Origin of the sequence: Aliikangiella sp. G2MR2-5 (assembly GCF_015687155.1) — a bacterium.
Lineage (GTDB): Bacteria > Pseudomonadota > Gammaproteobacteria > Enterobacterales > Kangiellaceae > Aliikangiella.
The window spans coordinates 11631-33383 of the sequence record NZ_JADPQF010000004.1 but is presented as its reverse complement, the minus strand read 5'-3'; the positions used below and the strand labels follow the sequence as shown (position 1 = coordinate 33383).

The window sequence follows — 21753 nt, the reverse complement described above, 5'->3', positions numbered from 1 at the left end:
GTGTCAGCTACTAGCAGAGAGTTGTATTCGCCGTTGTTCATTACGACTAGTGGCAATAACCTCGCAACCCTGCTTGTCATATAGTTGAGCTAGCGCCAGGCTTGAATACAGTTTATCTCCTGTTAGTTAAAACAAAACGGCGATAATGAGTCGTGTATTGTCGCCCCTTAGAGCTAGCTTAATCAACGATTACAGGATCAGGTAGATAACGAGAAGGACCCCAGAGCTCAATTTTAATGCCGTAAACTACTTTTCGCATTTCCCTTAAAATTTCTCGCCATTCGTCAGATTTAGCAAAATTGGCAAAGTGTGTGGCTTCGTTCCAGTAAACGCTGGCCTTAATTTGTGGATCACCCATTAAATTTTCGAATGCTCTAAACTCTCGAATTTTCTTATCTTTTACCAGGGTCGAAATAAGCTTTTGAACCGTTTCCCAGTATTCTTCTTCACTCACTTCTGGGCGGATGCTATATGAAATCTGTGACTCAACCATGAAAACTTTCTTTTATTATTTTTACTCTTTGCGCATGGTATACAAATTCCCCTACTTCAAGGGTCCGACCATTGCATTTTGCTTATCGTAGTTAATTAGTTTATTTAACCAAATAATTAGCAATAAATTACCCGAAGGTAAAGGTATATAAATATAGTTCATTGAAAAATAAGTATTTTTTATTTGGCCTACAACTTGCTAGATGTTATTGAAAGGAGGTAGTTATGGATTTTCTTGAAGGCATTTTCGTATTCATCGCAATTGGAGTTTGTTCTGTTATTTGGCTTATTCCGATAGTGATGATTGCTGTTTCTGATCGTACCGATGGCAGAGAAAAGTTTGCCTGGATTTTGGCAGTGATATTCATAAGCTGGTTTGCATGGATATTCTATTTGCTGCTGGCTCCGCTTAGAGAGCCTCGTCATTGTCGTTATCGTGAGTATCGGCGTTATTGAGAACCATTTTATTAGTTAGATATGTGCAAAACTTTCTGATGTTGAGACAAAAATAGCCCTTCCCTGAAGCGGGAAGGGGGTTTTGGACTCAATCTTTACTTGCCAATCAAATCAGCATCTATTTTTCTTGCTGTGATATATGCGGGCCTGGATGTCAGGCGTTCTGCGTAGTCATTAAACTCAGTGCGACTGTCAATCGTTCCGAATTGCAAACCCCAGATAACATGAGAACCGATATAGACATCAGCGGCACTAAAAGTCTCGCCTGTGATATAGGTTGAAGCGCCCAGTTTAGTGGCCAGGACTTCGATTGTTTTCGCATAGGTACCATACCCAAGCATCCGCTCCTGCTCAGGTTTAAACTCTAGCTTCATTGAATTGTTAGTGATCGCTGATTCCAGTGGGCCAGCACCGAAAAATAGCCAGCGATAATAATCCGCGCGGACATCAATTTCCGGAGCCAGTTGCTTATCGGGAAATACATCCGCCAGATAAGCGCAAATAGCCGCGCATTCGGTGACAATTTTTCCTCGATGGCTAATTGCGGGAACTTTGCCCATCGGGTTTATATTTAAATATTCCGGCGATTTCATAGGTTCGACATACTCAATCAGTTCCTGTTGATATTCAGCACCAACTTCTTCCAGCATCCAGCGGGCAATCTGTCCGCGAGATTAAGGGTTGGTATAAAAAATCAATTGTGTATGCTCTGAAGATGTTACTGGCATTGTTGCTCCTTGCACTTTTTTCAATGTAGAAAGATTACCATTGCAAATATATTGAGAAAAAGCGAGGTTTTTAGCTACTGATTAACAAGTAGTAGCTCTTATGAAAGTGATAGCTTCTGACACTAATATTGTCCAAACTACTTAATCAAAAAGATGCATTTCCACTGGCACTGACTAGCGTCGTGCTCCTGTACTAATTATCATGAGATTGGTCCTTAATTCGGTTTTTTCTTTTAAAACAAGGAGTAGTAGCCCCTGGAGGCTGGAAGAAACATCTATCTTGTGTGCGCAAGCTCGACTTTTCCTTGTACCATCGAAAGAATGTGCGTAGAGTATATGGCTAATTGCTGACAGAATTCCTTCCTGCACGACCTTTTATCGGGCATTTCCTGCTTTTTGGGCTCCTTTTAGCGACTTCGCTCACTTAAACTTCCGGAAACCACTTTGAAAAAACTTTTTATCGGAAATTTGCCGTCAAGTGCAAATGAAAGCAGTCTAACCGAATTATTCTCCCGTTATGGAACCGTACGCAGCATTAAACTGGCAACTGATATTTTCAGTGGCTATTGTCGAGGATTTGGGTTCATCGAAATGGAAGGTCATGAAGCCAGAGCTGCCATTAGTGGGTTAAACGGTTACGAACTAGATGGTAAACTGCTTAAAGTAAACTTTGAAAAAGCCAAAAACAAAAGGGGAGGTCGCTAGTACTGGCGACCCTATGTTGAGCTATGGAATATTTCACGTTACTAATACCTTCTAAATCCAGAGGTGATGAGGTTGTTACTTTCAAAGCTGAAAACTTTGAAGCTGCAATGGAGAAAGTAAACAACGACTATCCAGACAAAACATATCGTCTGTTTCGTGGTAAAGAGGTTCCCTCTAAACCGAAAGAAAATCCTAAAGTACCGCCACAAAAGCCAAAAAAATAGCAATTCATTAAAAATAAGCTTTGCTTATTGCGCTAAGACGGCTATAATTTAGTCAGCTTGAACGATCGGCTGATTCAGATATTATTTCAATACAAAGATTTTTCTTTGTTCTGCTTTTTTCTATTTCTACCCCTTTCTAGCTCTACCGTCTTTCAATGACAATTGATTATTGAATGGCATTATTTAATATTTATTTTTTTAGGTACAATTTCTATGTCTAATACGACAACTGGCACTGTTAAGTGGTTTAACGAATCTAAAGGTTTTGGTTTTATCGAGCAGGAAGGTGGCCCTGATGTATTTGCTCATTTCAGCAACATCACAGGTTCTGGCTTCAAGACTCTTGCCGAAGGTCAACGTGTTGAGTTTACCGTAGGTAAAGGTCAAAAAGGCCCACAAGCTGAAAACATCGTTGTACTTTAATTAACGATTTTAGTTTGAAAAAAAGCGGCTAATTAGCCGCTTTTTTTATTGCATATGAAAAGAGCAGGTTTAAACCCGCTCAAACACGGTCGCAATACCCTGACCTAAACCAATACACATTGTAGCAACACCTAAAGTTGCATCTTTGCTTTCCATCAGTCTCAGTAGCGTACCGCTGATTCGCGTACCGGAACATCCCAGTGGATGGCCTAATGCGATTGCGCCGCCATTCAGGTTTACCTTTTCTTCCATCACATCAAGCAAGCCCAGGTCTTTTAGCACTGGTAAAGATTGTGCGGCAAAAGCTTCATTCAGCTCCCACAAATCAATGTCTTGAACGGAAAGGCCGGCGCGTTTCAGTGCTTTTTGAACTGCAGGAACCGGACCGTAACCCATAATTGCAGGATCGCAACCGGCAACACCCATGGAGCGAACTTTGGCAATTGGTTTAAGCCCCAGTTGATCTGCTTTTTCGGCACTCATCATTAACATCGCAGAAGCCCCGTCGGAAAGCGCTGATGCATTACCTGCGGTCACTGTTCCACGTGGATCGAAAACCGGACGCAGACTGCTCAAGCCTTCCATATTGGTTTCCGGGCGGATAACTTCGTCAAAATCAAACAGCTTTAAGGCGCCGTTTTCATCGTGGCCTTCCAGCGGGACGATTTCAGCTTTGAATGCGCCGTTAAGGGTTGCCTGGTGGGCTTTTTGATGTGAACGCATTGCAAATTCATCTTGAGTCTTACGATCGAAACCGTGCATTTTTCCAAGTAATTCTGCTGTCAGGCCCATCATGCCTGAACCTTTGGCAGAGTGTTTGGCAATTTGTGGCGCAAAATCGATTCCATGAGTCATAGGTACGTGACCCATATGCTCGACACCGCCGACGATGAAAACATCACCGTTATTGGTCTGGATAGCTTGCGTAGCAGAATGGATAGCTTGCATCGAAGAGCCACACAGACGGTTAACGGTCAGTGCGGCTACTGTGTGCGGCAGATCTGTCATCAGCGCAGCGTTACGGCCGATATTGAAACCTTGTTCCAGAGTTTGCTGAACACAGCCCCAGATTACATCTTCAACTTCTGCCGGATCCAGCGCTTTATTTCTGTCCAGTAATTCCTGCATGAGTTTTGCGCTGAGGACTTCAGCACGAACATTTCTAAACATGCCACCTTTTGAGCGACCCATTGGGGTTCTGATAGCATCGACAATTACGACTTCTTTCATTTTTAATTCTCCCCTGGGGCGTTATGCGGTGTAAAAAGTTTTATTTTCAGCGGCCATGGTTTTGAGCAGCTCTGGAACCGCATAACCTTCACCGAGGTGTGCATATTTTTCAGCGGCAGCAACCACATTTTTAATGCCTAGTTCGTCAGCATACTTGAGCGCACCGCCACGGAATGGAGGGAAGCCAAGGCCATAAAGTAGTGCCATATCGCATTCGGCAGCAGTATCGACAATGCCTTCTTCCAGGCAACGAACCACTTCAAAAATAAGTGGCAGCATCATGCGCTCAACGATTTCATCGTTTTCGAGCTCCTTGCTCGGCGCACCGATCAACTCAAAAATTGATTCGTCGACGACTTTTTTCGGACGACCTTTCTTGTCTTTTTCGTACACGTAGAAACCGCTACCGGATTTCTGTCCATACTTGTCTGCTTTAAAGAGTTTTTCTACGGCGTCTTCGTCCATCTTGCCCATACGAGTCGGAAAGCCCTCGGCCAGAACATCGGTACAATGGAAAGCAGTATCAATTCCAACTACATCCAGCAAATAGGCTGGACCCATCGGCCACCCGAAACCGGCCATTACTTTGTCTATCTGGCGGAAATCAGCACCATCAGCAAGTAGTTGGCTGAATCCGCGGAAGTAAGGGAAAAGAACTCGGTTGACGTAGAAGCCGGGGCAATCTTTAACAACGACCGCTGATTTACCCATGGCTGTGGCATAAGCAACGGTTGCAGCCACGGTTTCATCCGAAGTTTTTTCACCGCGAATAACTTCTACTAATGGCATCTTATGGACCGGATTAAAGAAGTGCATACCGCAGAAGAGTTCCGGACGTTTAAGGTTTTTGGCGAGCAGGTCGATCGAAATGGTGGAGGTGTTTGAAGTTAAGATTGCATCTTCAGCGATCACTCCTTCAACTTCCTGTAGAACAATATCTTTTACTTTAGGGTTTTCAACTACTGCTTCAACTACCAGATCGGCGTCTTTTACCGTTGAATATTCCAGTGTTGGTGTGATGCTGGCAACGACTTTGGCCATTTTTTCCGGAGTAACCTTTCCTAGTTGAACACCTTTGTTCAATATTTTGATGGCTTCACTCATACCCAGATCGAGCGCGGCGTTGTTAATGTCTTTCATTACCACCGGAATTCCTTTGCTCGCTGACTGGTAGGCGATACCACCACCCATGATTCCTGCGCCCAGTACTGCTGCGCGTTCAACTTTCTTGGTGGCGGTCTTCGCGGCAATTTTGGCTTTCTTTTTCAGTAATTGATCATTGAGGAAGATCTGAACCATGGCGCTGGCCTGTGAGGTCTGGCAGACATTGGTAAAGCCTTCATGCTCTTCTTTGAGCGCTTCTCTTTGTGGAAGGGTTGCGGTTGCTTCAATAACACGGATTGCTTCCATTGGTGCAGGATAGTGGGGGAGAGCTTTGGCACCAACAACACCCTTGGCGGTGTTGAAAGCCATGGTTGCCTCCAGTTTATTTAATAACATCGGACCCTGTTTTTCTGCTCGGCGAGCTTTCCAGTCGAGTTTGCCCTCGGCAGCGTCATTAACCATTTGCAGTGCAACATCGCGTAAAGCTTCTGGTGCTGTCACCGCATCGATTGCGCCAACTTTTAATGCGTCTTCAGGTTTGTGTGGCTTGGCCATGGCAATCCATTCAATAGCATTATCACTGCCGATCAACCGGGGTAAACGGATAGTACCGCCAAAACCAGGAATTAATCCCAGTTGAGTCTCTGGCAAACCGACTCTTGCTGTGGCGGCTGCAACACGGTAGTCGCAAGTGAGTGCCATTTCAAAACCACCTCCGAGAGCGAAACCGTTAATTGCGCAGACGGTCGGGAAAGGAAGGTCTTCAAATCCTGAGAAGATAGCTCCAGCTTCGACACACCAGCTGACCATTTTATCTCTTGGCTCGGCAAACATTGCCAGGAATTCGGTAATGTCGGCGCCCACGATGAAGACTGACTTGGGGCTGGTGGCAATAGCGCCACGTACACCGTCAGTTTCGTTGAGTAAGCCGATAACTTCATTCCATTCTTTCAAGGTAGCGTTATCGAATTTATTGACTGATTCGTTTTTATTATCAAAGATGACTTCAGCAATGCCGTTGTCGAGCATCTTGCACTGAAGGGATTGACCGTCATAAATCATGGGGTTCTCCATTGGTTAAAGCGTTGACGCTTGTCTTATACCTAGATTATTTGAGCTTCAATTAGTGTCGCCTAGTTTAGTCTAAATTGTTGCTATTTAAGAAGCTTTAGGCGGCTAAATTATTGATCTGGGTCCTGATTAAACTGGATCGATTATAACAGGTTCGACCAGAATTTAAACAGGTGTTTGAATTCTGTAGATGACGGAGTCAAGTTTGATAAATTGGTATTATTTTTGTCGGCTTCGGCAGATGATAGTCGCTATAATGGGAAAAGCCTTCTAATCAAAGAGATATGGCTCATTCTTACTAAAAGGAATTTATTCTTTGTTCAAATTTTGTTCGAAAAGTTGTTTTAATTTCTTTTTGTTTCTGTGCCTCTATAGTACCAATAGCTGGGCGGTGGAAGTGTACCTTGAGCCTGATCTAGATAAGCGGGTGATCAGCGAGCCTTTGCAAACCTATCAACAAAGAGCGGATCAAAAAAACATTTCTCCACAGCAGCTAGCTTTTCAGTTGCTTACAAGTCCGGATTTTAAGCCTGAGCTTTATAGTCCATCATTGGCCCCGGGAGCAGATATCTATTGGTATCGTCTGAATTTGACGATGAATGCAGCCATAAAACTGAATCAGAATTCTTCCTATTACCTTGTTTTTGACAATACCATTATTAGTCACCTGGACCTTTATCTTTTTGATCAGGGGAAGCTCGTTGCTCAAAAGTCGCTTGGGGTTGCTGATCGCCTGCTTGCGGATGATGCTGTTTATAAGGGACTTTATTTTCCGATTAATTACCAGCCGGATTCAGAGCTCTCCCTGTTAATCCGTAAACAGAGTGTTAGTCCAGCGATTATGCCTATGACTATCTATTCTGAAGAGGGCTTTTCTAATTATTTATATCGACAGTATTTATTCTGGGGAGGAGTGCTCGCCTTACTAGTTGTTGTTGCCATTTACAATGCGACCATTTTTGCAATGGTCAAGCTTAACTCCTATCTCTGGTATCTGGGCTTTTATCTGGTGACTTTCTTCTATTTTGCCGGACTGCATGGATACGGCAGGTTGCTGTGGGGAGATGATTTCCAGCGTCTGCTAGGGCAGAATATTATGTCGCTGAATTTCGCTTTGCTTTGGTTGGTACTGCAATTCGCTCGAAGCTTTCTAAACGCTAAAGACAATGCTCCCTGGTTTGAACGTCACTTTTACTGGGTAAACTGGAGCTTACTTCCTGGCCTGATTCTATCTTTGTTTGTTGTTGAGTATCATATGATCCCCGTTTTTGGAGTGCTTCAAACTTTGGGATCGCTTTACGCTATTGTCATGGCGATCGCCGCCTTTAGAAACGGTTTTTATCCCGCCCGGCTCTTTTTGGTTTCGTGGGTATGCGTAATGTTAGGAGCGGGAATTGGTATTCTGACCTTTATGAATTTCATCGATGCGACTTTTGTTAGCTTGCACGGCTTTTTCTTTGGTGCACTGATTGAATTAATTTTGCTGTCTATCGCGCTTGCCGATCGGCTGAGATACTCGGAAAAGCGAGCGATTTCCAATGCCTTTATCGACCCACAAACTCTGCTACCCAACTTTTCTTTTTTTCGTAGCGATTTTTTTCGTTTGCAGCAAGATACCGAAGCTAACTCCCAGCAGGTTATGCTATTGATAGAGCTTAAAGGGTTTGATCAGTTACTGGGAATGTTGGGGCCGAAAGGCGCAGAAAGGGCTTATCGCTCACACATTGAGCGTATCGCGCGATTTCTCAACCACGGTGACTGGGCTAAGACGTACCAGCTACCGGATGGTGAAAAAAGCCAGTTGATTGCATTGCCTGGCGATCAACTACTGGTTATCGCCGAGATTAAAAGTGACTATGAGTCAATTTTACTACCTCTGGTCCATCTAGCTGAGCGGCGAATACGTGTTGGCAAGCTGGATAATCAATTATCGATTCAGATTGGAGTGGCTCGTTATCAGGAAGGTCGTCAGGGTTTACTGGAATCTTATCGCCACGCCCAGCTGGCATTGTTAAAAGCGAAAAGTCAGCAAAAAATGTGGGCTGTTTACCAAAAAGAAGATGAAGACTTCTTTCGTGAACGCTCGGCATTATTGGCTGATTTACGTCAGGCGATTGAAGACGAGACTCTCAAAATCTATATACAGCCGCAATACACCACCCACGATAAACTCTTGTGTGGCGGAGAAGTGCTTGTTCGCTGGAAGCATCCGAAAAAGGGTATGATATCACCAGCGAAGTTTATTCCCCTGGCAGAAGAGTCCAATCTGATTTTCAAGATTACCAAGCAGGTGTTATTTCAATCTTTTGACTGGTTGAGCGAACATCCGCAAAGTGCAGATTTTCTGCTATCGATAAACCTTTCAGGTATTGATATTCAGCATAGCGAACTGGTTCCCTATATCCGGTGGCAACTGGAAAGAACCAAAGTACCTGCTCCGCAAATCATTTTTGAAGTCACTGAGTCTGCTGCATCGCAGGATCAGGAAACCTTCTTGCGTGTGATATCAGAACTTAAGGCGTTGGGTTTTTATATTGCTATTGACGATTTCGGTACCGGGTATTCTTCGATGAGCTACATTCAACAGCTCAATGCAGACTTCATCAAGATTGATATGACTTTTGTGCGCGATGTTGATCGCTCTAAAGTTAACCAGAATATTGTGGAAGCTATTGTCCAGATGGCTGATTCAACTGATGCTCAGGTGGTGGCTGAGGGAGTTGAGACTGAATCGGAGCTATATAAACTGGAACTTTTAGGCGTCCACAAAATACAGGGGTATTTGTTGGGTAAGCCGGTTCCTGCTTTAGCATTTGAGTCCTATTCACAGGGAAGCTCGCAAGGTAATACTTACCGCCCGAATAAAAGCCGCTCAAGTAGCGTGTAGTCAATAATCACATCCGACCACTTTACAAATCTTCTTCAAGTTGCGAATATGGCTCTATGAGGTGCTTGGCTCTCAGACGGGAGCCTTGTGTTTACAATGTTGCGTGAAGATTTGTCCGGCGAATAAGCTGGAAGATTCAAACTAAGTCTGGTCAACATTAAATCAATGATACTGACTTATCGGGATGAGCCATGAAAACTGCGGAAGAGCAATTGGCGACTTATAAAAGCGTTCATTTGAATAAAAGAAACATTGCGACCCATTTTATCGGTGTTCCTTCGATTATCTGGTCTTTAGCATTGCTTTTAAGTTTGTATCGTTTTCCTGTGACATTTGACCAGATAGAGATAGCATTGACACCGGCAAAGCTCTTCTTTGGCCTGACTCTGATTTACTATCTGATGCTTCATTGGAAATTGGCGCTAGGCTTACTGCTGTTTATTATCCCCGTTGTTTATACTGCTGATCTGGTTGCACAATATGAACATGCGCTTTTCATTGCTGTAGCAGTATTTATCGTTGCATGGATTATTCAGTTCATCGGACATCATTTTGAAAAAGCGAAACCCGCTTTTGTTGACGACTTAAATCAACTGTTGATAGGCCCCTTTTTTTTAATGGCTGAAGTTTACTTCATGCTGGGCCTGGAAAAGTCGTTGGAAAAAGCTATCACACCCATGGCTGTTGAAAAAAGACGAGCGCTTGAAAACAAGCGCTAGTGGACATTTGTTACAATTTTAGAATCTCTGGCAATTCCTAATAACTACCTGTTCATTGCACCTAAAGCATAAAGTTATTAACATGATGGAACTATTTCAGGCTGATACTTTTATTGCCTCCAGCCATTATTCCGCTCGCTGAGCGGCAGTTATCTTCAATGGTGATTATAAATGGCAATGCCCGAAGGCAGCAAATTCCAGATGATAAAAAGGTGTTTGGCTTGCCGGGCGCGGATCTAACTTCAGGAAATTTATTGTGACAGATATGAATCAACTCTACAGTAATCATATTGGCGACCTATTAAAGAGACATCGCCAATTGATGCAAAATAATGATATAGAAAATCTAATTATTTCATCAGGTACCCCCATTCGTGTTTATCAGGACGACATGGACTATCCATTTAAATCGAGTTTCTTTTTCCGGACCTATGTACCTTTGACTGAGTTGCCGCACAGCTTTATTGTTATTGGTTTAAGCGGCAAACCAAAACTGGTTTATTTTCAACCGGTTGATTTTTGGCATACACCACCCGCTGATCCTTCAGGCTATTGGACTGAGCACTTTGAAATAGAAGTTATTAAGGAAACTAAAGCAGCAGCAGAGCTTTTACCGCTCGATAATCAAGCGGTCGCTATTCTCGGGGAAGATTCTGAAATTCTTGCGGATTACGAAAAAGCTCAAAAAAATCCTGAGTCTTTGATCAATGCTATCTATTGGCAAAGAGCCTATAAAAGTGATTATGAGATTGAGTGCATTAAGCAAGCTAATCAGCTAGCCGCACGAGCACATAATGTTGCAGAAAAAATGTTCCGCGCAGGAAAGAGTGAACAACAGATTCATCTTGCATATCTCGAGTCACTAGGCATTCTTGAACATCAACTACCCTATGGAAATATTATTGCGTTAAACGCCAATGGCGCGATTCTTCATTATCATGACTGCCAGTCTAAAGTACCGGACAAAGTTCGCTCGTTTCTAATTGATGCTGGTGCATCTGTTGCGGGATATCACTCGGATATTACACGTACTTATGCCTATGAAGCAGGAGAGTTTGCTGAGTTAATATCTGCAATGGATGCTGTTAATCTGGAGTGTATTGGAGAAGCCAGAGTGGGGGCAGAGTATGGAGATTTGCATGCCAGTGCTCATCGAAAGATTGCCAGACTGATACATGATTTCAATTTTGTCGATATGTCCGTGGACGCTTTGGTTGAAACTGATATTACCTCAACTTTCTTTCCGCACGGATTGGGCCACTTAATAGGATTGCAAGTACATGATGTTGGTGGTCAGTTTGCAGATGAGACTGGTGCTGCCAAGCCTCCACCAGCAGCTTACCCGTTTCTAAGAAGCACTCGAACCATCGAATCAAACATGGTTTATACCGTTGAGCCGGGTTTCTACTTTATCGATCCGTTATTGGCGAAGCAAAAAGATGGAGAATACGCGAATGCTTTTAACTGGGATAAAATTGAATCTTTCAGGCCTTATGGCGGAATTCGCATCGAAGACAATATTGTTATTCGTGAAAGTGGCGTCGAGAACTTAACACGAGACGCTTTCTCCGCTTTGTAAAGTGAACACTCTGTTTCAGGTCTTCACCCTTCAGGGAGTCCGGTTGAATGTTGGTTGCTTGATTGCAAAAAATGAACATTCGAAATGACTCCCTTTGTATTAGCTTTCCGCAAAAACTTGAGTTTCGTGATAAGATCTGTCGCGAATTAACCAACAGACCAGTCAAATGTCGAGCTATCAAGTCCCTGCCGAGCCTTTCGAGGTGGAGGAAGTCATCAAAAACAGCCAGTTTATTACTCGAATTCGCAACGTCACCACAGCGGAAGCAGCCAAGGCTTTTATTAAGGAACTGAACCAGACTTATCCGGATGCCACTCACCATTGTTGGGCGTATATCGTCGGTAATCCACAGTCTACTACTTTGCTTGGGTGTAGCGATGATGGCGAGCCTTCTGGAACCGCTGGTAAGCCGATGTTGACTGTTTTACAGCATTCTGGTGTAGGTGACATAGTCGCCGTTTGTACTCGATATTATGGCGGCACCAAGTTGGGCACCGGTGGATTGAGTCGAGCTTATGGCGGCGGTGTGAAGCTCGCTATGGAGCAACTTCCACTCAAGGAAAAAGTAGATTTCAGTCCGCTTAAATTTGAGGTAGATTACTCTCAATTAAAAGATTGCGAACATGTAATGAAGGATTTCCTGATAGAGGAAGTCACTATCGAGTATCAAAGCCAGATTCAGATAAGCTTGATGGTTGCAAGTGAACAAAAAGATAGATTTAAACAAGCATTGCAGAATCAATTTAGGGGAAATATTGAGTGGATTACTTAATCATTAAAAAAATTCATATGATGGCTGCGGGCGTCTCGTTTCTTGGTTTTTTGATCAGAGGTTACTGGATGTTGATTGAAAGCAAGCTGCTATCAATTAAGGCCACAAAAATCCTACCTCATATAATTGATACCATTTTACTGGTGTCAGCGGTTATTCTTGTGTCTCTGTCTCAACAATATCCTTTTGTAGTCAACTGGGTAACAGCGAAGATTGTTCTATTGGTTCTATACATTCTGCTGGGAACGGTTGCATTGAAAAGAGGAAAAAGTAAGAAGATCCGTATTGCTGCATTTATCCTTTCGCTTGCTACGATAAGTGCAATTTTTGCTATTGCTTCCTTGAAGCCAGCTTTTAGTTAATCAGTGCGGATTATTTAATTCTGGATTTCAAGAGTCAGGAATTAGTTTCACTGGTCTGATTTAGACGGGCCAGTGTTTCATCTTTTTCCTTCCATAGCACATTAATCCACCGCTGAACACTTTTTCGGCACTCAGGATCTTCAATATAGTTGCCCTTTATTGTTTCAGGAATTTCGATTAGTCGTGCTTGAAGTTGAATTTTCCTGACCTTGCCGCAAAGAAAGTCCCAAAAACTAAAGTCCCGGTTATCCGGGTAATTGATGGTCACATCTAATAAGTGTTCTACTTCATCCATCAAAGCAAGAACATAGCCAATACCACCAGATTTGGGTTTAAGCAAATATTGAAAAGGCGATTTTTGCTTGTCATGCTTTAGCTGGGTAAAGCGAGTTCCTTCAGCAAAATTCATTATGGAAATCGGCAGTGATTTGAACTTTTCACAAGCTTTTTTAGTCGTTTCAAAGTCCTTACCCTTTTTATGAGGATTCTTTTTTATATATGACTTTGTATAGCGTTTCATAAATGGGAAGTCTAGCGCCCACCAGGCTATTCCTAACACAGGTACCCAGAAAAGCTCCTGTTTTAAGAAAAATTTGAGAAATGGAATTTTTCGATTAAAGACTTGTTGAAGCGCCAATATATCAACCCAGCTTTGATGGTTGGCTACTACCAGATACCAGTCATCGTCTGAAAGGTTCTCTGGTATATCAATTTGCCATTCGATGGGTTTGGTAACGGCTGTGATCAAACGATTTACGCTGATCCAGCCTGAAGCACAATTATTTAACAGGTAGTTAATTCCCCTGGTAGCTGATTGAACTGGAAGTAACATTTTTAGGAGGGCGAATACAAGTATGGGGACAAACCAGAAAAAGGTATTAATTGTGTGCAAAAAAAGAGTTAAGGCACCAAGAAGTTGGGCCGGAATGATTTTAGATAACATAAATTTAGCTTATTATCTCTGGTTGGTAAAATTCGCTAAGTCGAGCTGATTATACGCATATTTCATCAAACGCCCAACAAGTTAACTGTTTTTCGGGAGAATAGGCTGAAGTGTTTTAACCGGCTCTTTATATATGAGGGTATTGTTACCACCAATTGTGATAAAATAATGCAGACTGTCCATGCTCTTACTGGTATGGAAAGATAATTCTATGTTCAAAAAAGCAGGCCTAATATGTTTGACGCCCGAAAAATTGATGAGATTGCAGCAAAGCTTAATGAAGCATTGCCAGAAGGTGCTAAAGCGCTGCAGAAGGATATTCATGCCCAATTTAAGCAAATTCTCCAATCTGGGCTGGCTAAAATGGATCTTGTTACTCGTGAAGAGTTTGAAGCACAAACCAAAGTACTCGCGAGAACCAGAGAAAAGGTTGACGCACTGGAAAAAGCCGTCGCCAATCTGGAGAGTAAGCTATAAATAATTGATTGTATTCGACTATTCTGAGAAATCAGGCTATTCAGCAAAGCAACCTAACTACAGCATAATCCCAATATTCTTCTATACTTAGAATAACTGACAATTTAGGGTTTCTCTGTGCTTTGCTGCTAACAATTCTTGATAACAAGCCTGGTTCACGCTCATATTTCAAATCCAAACTGATTCACTACGCTTGTAAATGGTTTCGGGTTGGTGGAATGACAATTCGTACACTGTTTTTTACCTTTCTATTGCTGCTTACTGTCGCTTGTACAGAACAGGCCAAGACCATTAATATCGGGATTTTATATAATCATCAATCAAATGCCGGCCAATCTCTGCTGCGAGCAAGCCAGATGGTGGAAAGAGAGATAATGGAGGAGCAAAGTAACTTCTTCGGGCCCAGCCGGATCTCGTTAAACTTAATTAAAAAGGATATTGGCTCAACGCAGGAATCTGCTTTAGTTGCGTTTAGAGAGCTAATTAAAGCTGAACGTATAGATGCGATTATTGGACCCACTTCTAGCCACCAGGCAATTCCGATAGCAAAGCTTGCAGATAGCCTGCATTTGCCGATGATTTCTCCCAGTTCTTCACATGGCAATCTAACCAAAGGCAAAAAATATGTCTTCAGATTAGCATTTACCGACGAAATTCAGGCTCGAGCTCTTGCCGATTTTGCATCTATTAACCTGAACGCAAAACACATTGGTGTCGTGTATAAGGCCAGTAATTCTTACAGTAGCGAAATTGCTTCGCTTTTTATCGAACGAGTCAAACAGATAGCCGGCACTAAGCTGAATATCTTCAAATATGTTTCGAGTGAACAGAATTTTCAGTTAGCTTTGGAGAAAATGAAGAACGAAAAGGTTGACCTTTTATTTTCACCTAATTTTGATCAAGATGTGCGCAGGCAAATGTTAGTGATTGAACAGTTAAATTGGTCAGTACCAATTCTGGGGAGTGACAGTTGGCATCCTGAAAATATTCGTCGAAGAAATCCGTCTTTAGAAGCTTACTATAGTCATCAGTGGGGCGAGCAGGTTGCGGCTGACCGGGCAAAGTCACGTGCTTTTTCTGAAGCCTACAGCAAAATATATGATGCTCCGCCTACGATCGTAGCAGCATTGAGCTACGATGCTTTAAAACTTGTGGTGGCGGTAATAAAAGCTGTTGGTAATCAGCCCGAAGCCATACGAACAGAAATTGCAAATTTAGAGTGGTTTAGTGGCGTATCTGGGGATATCCGCTTTAGAGGTGATGGTACTCCTATTCGACCAGTATATATCTTTAGAATTGCCAACGAGAAAATCGAACTCCATAGTGAAGTGGTTTATGAGTAAAACCAGCCTTAGCAAGAGCAACCGATATTTTCGAAGAGCTATTCGGATAGTACTTTTGTTAACCTGTTTGATTTTTTCTGGTTGTTCGTCGGAGAAAGTAGAGTACCAGGAATTTCGAGTTGGACTCATGTATAATACCGACACTCCTGGAGCATTACCATCTGTCCAAGCTGCCAGGTTATATGTAGACAACCTTAATACAAAAGGTGGTCTTAAAGTTGACAAAAAAGCTATTCGATATCGTCTCATTGAATCAGAGGTTTCATCCAATCCTTCTTCTGCAATGCTTGCGGCAAGAGAGTTGATCTATGAATTACATGTAGACGCAATTATTGGACCCAACCAGTCTCTTCTTGCTGCTGAAGCAGCTGCTGTCGCAGAGGTCGCCAATATTCCATTGATTTCTCAGGGTTCAACCAATCCTATCGTGACCCAAAATAAGAAATTCGTATTTCAGATTGCATTCAACGATCAGGAACAAGGTGTCGCCTTGGCTAAAGCCGCTCATCGCGTTATCAAACCCGAAAAACTTGTGATTATTTATGGATTGAGTGATCCCGCTTCTCGTGCAGTCGGAGAGTCCTTTATAAATAAGTTCCAAGAGTTAGGGGGGCAGCTTCATAAAGTATTAACCTATAGCCTGATTAATGAAAAGCTGGAAAAGCAGTTGGCATCGATAGCGCAGGATCAGCCGGACTGGATATTATTACCTAATCGGTATGATGAATCATTGCAACAAGCCAAATTACTGAGAGCGTCAGGGTTTAATGGTTTATTTTTGGGAAGTGACAACTGGTCAATCATCGATTCACCCAAACAGCCTGTCTTGGACGGCTCGATAATGACCCATCACTGGCATCCTCAGCTTATTCAGGTTGAAGTCAGTTCAGCGAGGTTTTTTTCTGATTATATAGCTCGATTTGAAGAGCCTCCCACAAGTATGTCTGCATTAACTTACGACGCTTTTGATGTGCTAACTTATTCTTTAAAGCAGTGTAAGGGGAGTAAGTCCGAACTCGCAAAGCAAATAAGCACTTTAAGTGGATTTCCCGGAATAACCGGTCAGATTTCCTTAAATGGAAAAGAGCGAGTTAGAGAGCCCATATTTCTAAAAATCAGAGCGGGAGAATCCTATCTCTGGACTTCACAAGAATAGCTATGCAACTAAGAAAACTAAAAAATCTCAAAAGAACAATTAGAGGAAAACTAATATTTTCCAATGTGGTTGTTTTCGCTATTACCGTGATTTTATTTAGCTTTTTTAGCCTTATAATGACCAAGGAAACGATACAGAATTCGACCTTCTTAAAACTAGAACAAAGCCGAAATCTTAAATCGAGTTCAATAAAAATATGGGTTGAAGAACTAAAAAATGATATTCAGTGGCTGGCGCAAATGGAAGAGGTTGGCAACATCATTGATATTCTTTCCGAACAAGACGAAAGCACAGAAGATTCGAATAAAGATACCAGGAAATTTAGAACTAAAATTTATCAATTAAAATCAATTAAGAAAAATTGGGGAGAAATATTCTTCCTCAGCAAGGAGGGAGAAATCTTATTGTCTACTAATCCTCAAAGAGAAGGGGATTATAGAACATTGGATACCTATTTTGTCGAAGGCCAAAAAGCACTGTTTTTTCAAAAAATATATCCGTCGCCGATTACTCTGGAAACCGCAATGACTATTTCAGCTCCTGTAAAAGCGATAGACGGCTCGCTGGCGGGTGTAGTTGCAATTCACATAGAGCTAGCTCGCCTGGACGAAATAATCTTTGAGTCCGATGACGAAAGCTCATTCGTTAGTACTTATCTTGTTGATCAGTACGGCGCGCTGACTAGCGGCGATGAGAAAGAAAACTCAAACCATCTTCGTGGTGTTAGTTCTAAAGGAATTGAGGCTGCAATTTCGGGAGGAAGTGGAACGGAAGAATATCAAAGTTTCAATAATCTAATTGTATTTGGTAGTTACACCTGGGTCGATGAAATTGGCGCAGCGTTAATTGTAGAAGTCGAGAGAGATCAAGCTTTTAAACCCTTGGTAAAACTATTTATAAATATATCGTTATTTTGTATTGTCATACTGTTCTTACTAGTTGGTGTTATATTCTTTATTTCGGAACAAATTACAAAGCCAATACGTTCTCTGACAAAAATGGCAGAAAATATTTCCGAAGGAGACTTTAATGTAAAGTCAGAAATCGAGCAGGATGATGAAACAGGTATCCTTGCCAAAGCCTTCAATAATATGAGTGAAAATCTCGAACAAGTACTTACTGAACTTTCTCAGGCAAAAGAGAAAGCTGAGTCCGCAACTATTGCTAAGTCAAATTTTCTGGCCAATATGTCGCATGAGATACGAACTCCCATGAACTCTATTCTAGGTTATTCCCAAATGCTCTCTCGGAATCCAAGTCTGGATCAGAATGCAAAAGATTACTTGGGACGAATTCGTGTTGCTGGAGGACATCTTCTAGACTTGATCAATACAATATTAGACTTGAGTAAAATTGAGGCCGGTAGCTCTAGTCTGGTACTAGAACCCTTTGATATCGACGAAATGATTTTTGAGCTAACCAGCATGTTTGATATTCGGTGCAAAGAACAAGGAATTGATTGGCTGGTAAATGTGGATATCACAGAAAAGCAAGTGCTGGGCGACCTTCTTAAACTGAAACAAGTGCTAATCAACCTTATCAACAACGCGATCAAGTTTACGGTTCGTGGTTTTGTTTCTTTGAATATTAAACAGTTAAAAAATGGTTGCTATCTTTTTCAGGTAGTTGATAGTGGAAGGGGAATTAGTAAAGACGGCGTGAAAAAGATATTTATACCTTTTTCACAGCAGGAGGCGAGCGATCAAGCGATTGGTACCGGCCTCGGACTTACCATCGCTCAGAGGCTGGTTAGTACAATGGGCGGAGAAATTGAAATTGAAAGTGAACCAGAAAAAGGGAGTAGTTTTTCGTTCAAAATCGATTTGCCAAGATCAAAAGTGAAATCAAAGGCCGATTCAGCGACGGTACATTTTACCACTCATGGCAGGGCACTGATTGTCGATGACAATAGAGATAACCGGATGATCCTTTCAGCATTTCTGGAAGAGCTGGGTTTTTGTATAGACGAAGCAGAGAGTGGAATCAAAGCAATAGAAAAAGTAAAGTTTTCTTACAATAGTATGGATGCGTATCAAATTATATTTCTGGATATTGTAATGCCAGATGTTGACGGTTTCGATGTGATGTCACAATTGACTGAGGCCGGAATGATTGCTGATACCTTGGTGATAGCAGTTTCAGCAGCAACTATGGAGCATGAAAAATCACTCGCATTGTCGAAAGGCTTTGATTACTTTATTTCCAAGCCAGTGTCATTTAATGATGTACAAAATCTCGTCGAAACCCTATTGCCAGACAGCACGAAAATAATTGACTCGACAGAAGAAAAAAAAAGTGTAGTACCTGAAACCTTTTCAAACCTTGATGTCGATGACAAATTGTTGGAGGAGGGGATACGAGCATGCGAAGTCTATCATCTATCAAAAATACAAGAGTGTATTGATAATATTGCCAGCAAAGGAAGTGAAGGAAAAAACATAGCCGCAAAATTGAAAGCCTTCGCAAAAGATCTGAATATGGAATCAATTAGTCAAATATTCAAATCGTTACGGAGCAAATAATGAAGCAGTTGATAATCATTGGACTTCTTCAAATAGCACTTCTAATAACTGCCTGTGGACAGAACGAAAAAAAACAAGCAAAAGAAAAAGTCAAGATTGGTCTTTTGATTGATCCAGAAACACCATGGGATGCATTAGTCTACCAAGGTGTCAATCAGGTTTTAAGCCAGCCGAACTCAGCGCTGAGTTGTAAGTATCCAAAGTCTTTTGAATTGGTTGTAGGGAATACTCATGCAACACCGGAAGGCGCTGTTAGTGCAGCCATCGAATTACTTAATAAAGAGAAAATATCAATATTACTTGGTCCTAATACAAGTGACGCTGCTTTGCCCGTTTCTGAAGTCGCTGAGAAGTATAATTTGACTATGCTTTCAATCACCTCAACGCACAATGAGCTTACAAAAAACAAGAATAATATTTTTCAGTTCGTGTCTAGCAACGACCGTCAAGCAGAACTAATTGCTAAGCTAGTCAATAAAAAATATGGTAGTAAAAATGTAGCATTGGTTACAAGACGGGATAGTAGCTATGGACAAAATATGGTATCCGCAATACAAAGCTCATTTTTAAAGGAAGGAATTGATAAACCATTAGCTGTTGATTATCTTTATTTCGAAAAGGACAAAGACTTTCTGCTCGAAAGCTTGATAACAAACAAGATTAACGTCGTGATTTTACCGCTTGCATCCGAGGGTGTGCTAGAAGTAGGTAAGTACATTGAACAGCAGATGGAAGATGTTCAACTTATCGGAACCGACTTTTGGGAAGTAGAAAAGCTTTCTTCGATAGAATATCTGGAAGGATCTTTGGTTCTTGACCATTGGCATCATGATGTTTCTAAAACTAAACTGAAATGGATGCCAACGACAAAAGCGCTGGCGATCGATGCGACTAATCTCCTTGTAAATCTTTTTTGTGATTTAGAGGAAATTTCGCAATCGAATATGAGTAATGGACTTTCCTCAGTTAAGAATTTTGAGGGGATCACCGGGACCATTAGCGCATTTGATGAAAACCAGGCAGTTCGTGATATGGTAATAGTCAAATTTGAAGGTGGAAGTGTAAAAGTCGTCGATACTATAGGCTGGTAGGAGTCAATAATGTTTCATTAGTTTGCGAAGACTTAGATGTTGACCTAAAGTTATAGTGAGAATTTGCATAGGTCCGATATTCGATAAAGTCAATATGGAAAGTCAATCCATAGACCGGGTTTCTATCGTCAGAGGTTATTTTTTAGTGAGCCAGGAAAAAAGTAGCGGAAAAGTTTTGGTTGTCGATGATATTACGCAAAATATCGACTTGCTCCACCAGATTCTCGCACACAAAAATTACTCTGTTTCTGGCGTACCTTCCGGTAAGCTGGCACTTAAAATAGCAAAAAACTTTAAGCCGGATATTATTCTTCTGGATGTTATGATGCCTGATATGGACGGCTACGAGACCTGTCGTCGACTAAAAGATGATCCAGATACAAAAGAAATTCCCATCATATTTGTAACCGCCAAAAAGGAACCAGAAGATATTGCAAGGGGATTCCAATGTGGCGGAGTCGACTACATTACTAAACCTGCGAGAGAGGAAGAAGTTTGGGCCAGAGTTGGACATCATATCAAAATTCGTCGGCTTATCGAGAATCAGAATAAACTGATAGCAAAGCTTAGCCAGATGGAAAGTCAGAATCGTCAGATATTCGTCAAGGCGAGTGATCCTATGTTGCTCGTCAATAAAGATGGTGTGATAGAGACTGTTAATCTAGCGTGTGAAAAGACTTTAGAATGTAATAACTATCAGCTAGCTGGCAAGCAGTTTATTTCGATCGTTAGTGAGCAATGTCGGGATAAAGTCGAAAAATCATTTAGCCATGTTGATGAATCCATGTCCGATACCAGAAATGAACCGTTAGAGACTAGTATTCGCATTTTAAAGCCGAATAATAGTGAGATACCTGTAGAGTTGTCAGTCAGCTCAATTGGATACGAAAATAAACGATATCTGGTATTGTTACATGATCTTACTATTCATATGCAGTTGGTTAACGATCTGAAGGATCAGACCAATATTGATAAGTTAACTAAAATACCTAATCGACGAAGAATCGATGAATTTTTAAAAGATGAATGGTTTCGTTGTCTTAGAAAACAGAGAGACTTTTCTCTGGTGTTTATTGATATCGACAAATTCAAGGAATTTAACGATAACTATGGCCATCAGGCGGGTGATAAATGTTTATTGGAAATAGCGCAAGCACTAGCTCATGGTGCTGCGAGGGCTTCGGATCTGGTTGGTCGGTATGGAGGAGAAGAGTTTATCGGAATTCTTCCAGAAACGGATATTGAAGGTGCCAGGGAATTAGCTGAGAAATTACGTAAATTAGTCACTAATCTAAATATTGCGCATAAATACTCTGATGTCGCACCGCACGTGACAATTAGTTTAGGCGTCGCATCCTGTATACCATCTGTGGAAACAAGTGCGACTGATTTGTTAGAGGCTTCAGATAGAGCACTATATGAAGCAAAAACTTCTGGACGAAATAAAGTAATCGCAGTAGAAATCTAGA

The 21753-nt window shown here is 41.7% G+C and carries 20 protein-coding genes; 15 read left to right on the top strand and 5 right to left on the bottom strand.

Going from position 1 to position 21753, the window contains the following annotated elements; all coding sequences use genetic code 11:
• Nucleotides 1–178: 178 nt before the first annotated feature.
• Nucleotides 179–493 carry a hypothetical protein gene (locus IYN84_RS13170; RefSeq protein WP_196139705.1) on the bottom strand — a complete coding sequence of 105 codons (315 nt, stop codon included), beginning with the start codon at nucleotides 491–493 and terminating at the stop codon, nucleotides 179–181.
• A gap of 224 nt (nucleotides 494–717) precedes the next feature.
• Between IYN84_RS13170 and IYN84_RS13165 the strand changes: the two genes are divergently transcribed.
• Nucleotides 718–948, top strand: coding sequence for a PLDc N-terminal domain-containing protein (locus IYN84_RS13165; protein ID WP_196139704.1), 231 nt, complete (start codon nucleotides 718–720; stop codon nucleotides 946–948).
• A 95-nt stretch (nucleotides 949–1043) separates the two neighbouring features.
• On the opposite strand, the gene IYN84_RS13160 is transcribed toward IYN84_RS13165, so the two are convergent.
• On the bottom strand, nucleotides 1044–1610 hold the full coding sequence (locus IYN84_RS13160; RefSeq protein WP_371734916.1) for a glutathione S-transferase family protein: 567 nt from the start codon (nucleotides 1608–1610) through the stop codon (nucleotides 1044–1046).
• Between the two features lie 510 nt (nucleotides 1611–2120).
• Between IYN84_RS13160 and IYN84_RS13155 the strand changes: the two genes are divergently transcribed.
• The 3 genes from IYN84_RS13155 (at nucleotide 2121) to IYN84_RS13145 (ending at nucleotide 3028) form a co-directional block, all read left to right on the top strand.
• Nucleotides 2121–2381: an RNA-binding protein gene (locus IYN84_RS13155; RefSeq protein ID WP_196139703.1), complete on the top strand. Its 261-nt coding sequence runs from the start codon at nucleotides 2121–2123 to the stop codon at nucleotides 2379–2381.
• Nucleotides 2382–2404: 23 nt separating this feature from the next.
• Nucleotides 2405–2605 (top strand): hypothetical protein, encoded by a 201-nt coding sequence (locus tag IYN84_RS13150; RefSeq protein ID WP_196139702.1) that lies wholly within the window; start codon nucleotides 2405–2407, stop codon nucleotides 2603–2605.
• 213 nt (nucleotides 2606–2818) lie between these two features.
• A complete protein-coding gene (locus tag IYN84_RS13145; protein ID WP_196139701.1) occupies nucleotides 2819–3028 on the top strand; it encodes a cold-shock protein in 210 nt (69 codons plus the stop codon).
• Nucleotides 3029–3097: 69 nt separating this feature from the next.
• On the opposite strand, the gene fadA is transcribed toward IYN84_RS13145, so the two are convergent.
• Nucleotides 3098–4258, bottom strand: a complete 1161-nt coding sequence (fadA, locus tag IYN84_RS13140; RefSeq protein ID WP_196139700.1) for an acetyl-CoA C-acyltransferase FadA — start codon at nucleotides 4256–4258, stop codon at nucleotides 3098–3100.
• A gap of 21 nt (nucleotides 4259–4279) precedes the next feature.
• Nucleotides 4280–6424: a fatty acid oxidation complex subunit alpha FadB gene (gene fadB / locus IYN84_RS13135; protein ID WP_196139699.1), complete on the bottom strand. Its 2145-nt coding sequence runs from the start codon at nucleotides 6422–6424 to the stop codon at nucleotides 4280–4282.
• A gap of 406 nt (nucleotides 6425–6830) precedes the next feature.
• Between fadB and IYN84_RS13130 the strand changes: the two genes are divergently transcribed.
• The 5 genes from IYN84_RS13130 (at nucleotide 6831) to IYN84_RS13110 (ending at nucleotide 12752) form a co-directional block, all read left to right on the top strand.
• Nucleotides 6831–9320, top strand: a complete 2490-nt coding sequence (locus IYN84_RS13130) for an EAL domain-containing protein (protein ID WP_196139698.1) — start codon at nucleotides 6831–6833, stop codon at nucleotides 9318–9320.
• A 191-nt stretch (nucleotides 9321–9511) separates the two neighbouring features.
• Nucleotides 9512–10039: a DUF962 domain-containing protein gene (locus IYN84_RS13125; protein ID WP_196139697.1), complete on the top strand. Its 528-nt coding sequence runs from the start codon at nucleotides 9512–9514 to the stop codon at nucleotides 10037–10039.
• A gap of 265 nt (nucleotides 10040–10304) precedes the next feature.
• Nucleotides 10305–11618, top strand: coding sequence for a Xaa-Pro dipeptidase (gene pepQ / locus IYN84_RS13120; protein ID WP_246722944.1), 1314 nt, complete (start codon nucleotides 10305–10307; stop codon nucleotides 11616–11618).
• A 166-nt stretch (nucleotides 11619–11784) separates the two neighbouring features.
• Nucleotides 11785–12390 (top strand): YigZ family protein, encoded by a 606-nt coding sequence (locus IYN84_RS13115; RefSeq protein WP_196139695.1) that lies wholly within the window; start codon nucleotides 11785–11787, stop codon nucleotides 12388–12390.
• Entirely contained in the window at nucleotides 12378–12752 is a 375-nt protein-coding gene (locus IYN84_RS13110) for a SirB2 family protein (protein ID WP_196139694.1), read from the top strand. The genes IYN84_RS13115 and IYN84_RS13110 overlap by 13 nt, the downstream gene beginning before the upstream one ends.
• A 34-nt stretch (nucleotides 12753–12786) precedes the next feature.
• On the opposite strand, the gene IYN84_RS13105 is transcribed toward IYN84_RS13110, so the two are convergent.
• Nucleotides 12787–13695, bottom strand: a complete 909-nt coding sequence (locus tag IYN84_RS13105; protein ID WP_196139693.1) for an acyltransferase — start codon at nucleotides 13693–13695, stop codon at nucleotides 12787–12789.
• 234 nt (nucleotides 13696–13929) lie between these two features.
• On the opposite strand from IYN84_RS13105, the gene IYN84_RS13100 reads away from it, so the two are divergent.
• The 6 genes from IYN84_RS13100 (at nucleotide 13930) to IYN84_RS13075 (ending at nucleotide 21752) form a co-directional block, all read left to right on the top strand.
• Complete coding sequence (locus IYN84_RS13100; protein ID WP_196139692.1) at nucleotides 13930–14172, top strand: accessory factor UbiK family protein; 243 nt, start codon at nucleotides 13930–13932, stop codon at nucleotides 14170–14172.
• A 218-nt stretch (nucleotides 14173–14390) separates the two neighbouring features.
• Nucleotides 14391–15515: an ABC transporter substrate-binding protein gene (locus IYN84_RS13095; protein WP_196139691.1), complete on the top strand. Its 1125-nt coding sequence runs from the start codon at nucleotides 14391–14393 to the stop codon at nucleotides 15513–15515.
• Nucleotides 15508–16671: an ABC transporter substrate-binding protein gene (locus IYN84_RS13090; RefSeq protein WP_196139690.1), complete on the top strand. Its 1164-nt coding sequence runs from the start codon at nucleotides 15508–15510 to the stop codon at nucleotides 16669–16671. Before IYN84_RS13095 ends, IYN84_RS13090 begins: the two co-directional genes overlap by 8 nt.
• Nucleotides 16672–16673: 2 nt before the next feature.
• Nucleotides 16674–19193, top strand: a complete 2520-nt coding sequence (locus tag IYN84_RS13085; protein ID WP_196139689.1) for a hybrid sensor histidine kinase/response regulator — start codon at nucleotides 16674–16676, stop codon at nucleotides 19191–19193.
• Nucleotides 19193–20284: an ABC transporter substrate-binding protein gene (locus IYN84_RS13080; RefSeq protein WP_196139688.1), complete on the top strand. Its 1092-nt coding sequence runs from the start codon at nucleotides 19193–19195 to the stop codon at nucleotides 20282–20284. Before IYN84_RS13085 ends, IYN84_RS13080 begins: the two co-directional genes overlap by 1 nt.
• Nucleotides 20285–20429: 145 nt before the next feature.
• The gene (locus tag IYN84_RS13075; protein WP_196139687.1) at nucleotides 20430–21752 is read left to right on the top strand and encodes a diguanylate cyclase; all 1323 of its coding nucleotides are present in this window, start codon (nucleotides 20430–20432) and stop codon (nucleotides 21750–21752) included.
• The last annotated feature ends 1 nt before the right edge of the window (nucleotide 21753 follow it).

Coding starts and splice junctions, on each gene's coding strand:
- IYN84_RS13170 (WP_196139705.1), bottom strand. CDS start 493: ATGGTTGAGTCACAGATTTCATATAGCATCCGCCCAGAAGTGAGTGAA.
- IYN84_RS13165 (WP_196139704.1), top strand. CDS start 718: ATGGATTTTCTTGAAGGCATTTTCGTATTCATCGCAATTGGAGTTTGT.
- IYN84_RS13150 (WP_196139702.1), top strand. CDS start 2,405: ATGGAATATTTCACGTTACTAATACCTTCTAAATCCAGAGGTGATGAG.
- IYN84_RS13145 (WP_196139701.1), top strand. CDS start 2,819: ATGTCTAATACGACAACTGGCACTGTTAAGTGGTTTAACGAATCTAAA.
- fadA (WP_196139700.1), bottom strand. CDS start 4,258: ATGAAAGAAGTCGTAATTGTCGATGCTATCAGAACCCCAATGGGTCGC.
- fadB (WP_196139699.1), bottom strand. CDS start 6,424: ATGATTTATGACGGTCAATCCCTTCAGTGCAAGATGCTCGACAACGGC.
- IYN84_RS13125 (WP_196139697.1), top strand. CDS start 9,512: ATGAAAACTGCGGAAGAGCAATTGGCGACTTATAAAAGCGTTCATTTG.
- pepQ (WP_246722944.1), top strand. CDS start 10,305: ATGAATCAACTCTACAGTAATCATATTGGCGACCTATTAAAGAGACAT.
- IYN84_RS13115 (WP_196139695.1), top strand. CDS start 11,785: ATGTCGAGCTATCAAGTCCCTGCCGAGCCTTTCGAGGTGGAGGAAGTC.
- IYN84_RS13105 (WP_196139693.1), bottom strand. CDS start 13,695: ATGTTATCTAAAATCATTCCGGCCCAACTTCTTGGTGCCTTAACTCTT.
- IYN84_RS13100 (WP_196139692.1), top strand. CDS start 13,930: ATGTTTGACGCCCGAAAAATTGATGAGATTGCAGCAAAGCTTAATGAA.
- IYN84_RS13095 (WP_196139691.1), top strand. CDS start 14,391: ATGACAATTCGTACACTGTTTTTTACCTTTCTATTGCTGCTTACTGTC.
- IYN84_RS13090 (WP_196139690.1), top strand. CDS start 15,508: ATGAGTAAAACCAGCCTTAGCAAGAGCAACCGATATTTTCGAAGAGCT.
- IYN84_RS13085 (WP_196139689.1), top strand. CDS start 16,674: ATGCAACTAAGAAAACTAAAAAATCTCAAAAGAACAATTAGAGGAAAA.
- IYN84_RS13080 (WP_196139688.1), top strand. CDS start 19,193: ATGAAGCAGTTGATAATCATTGGACTTCTTCAAATAGCACTTCTAATA.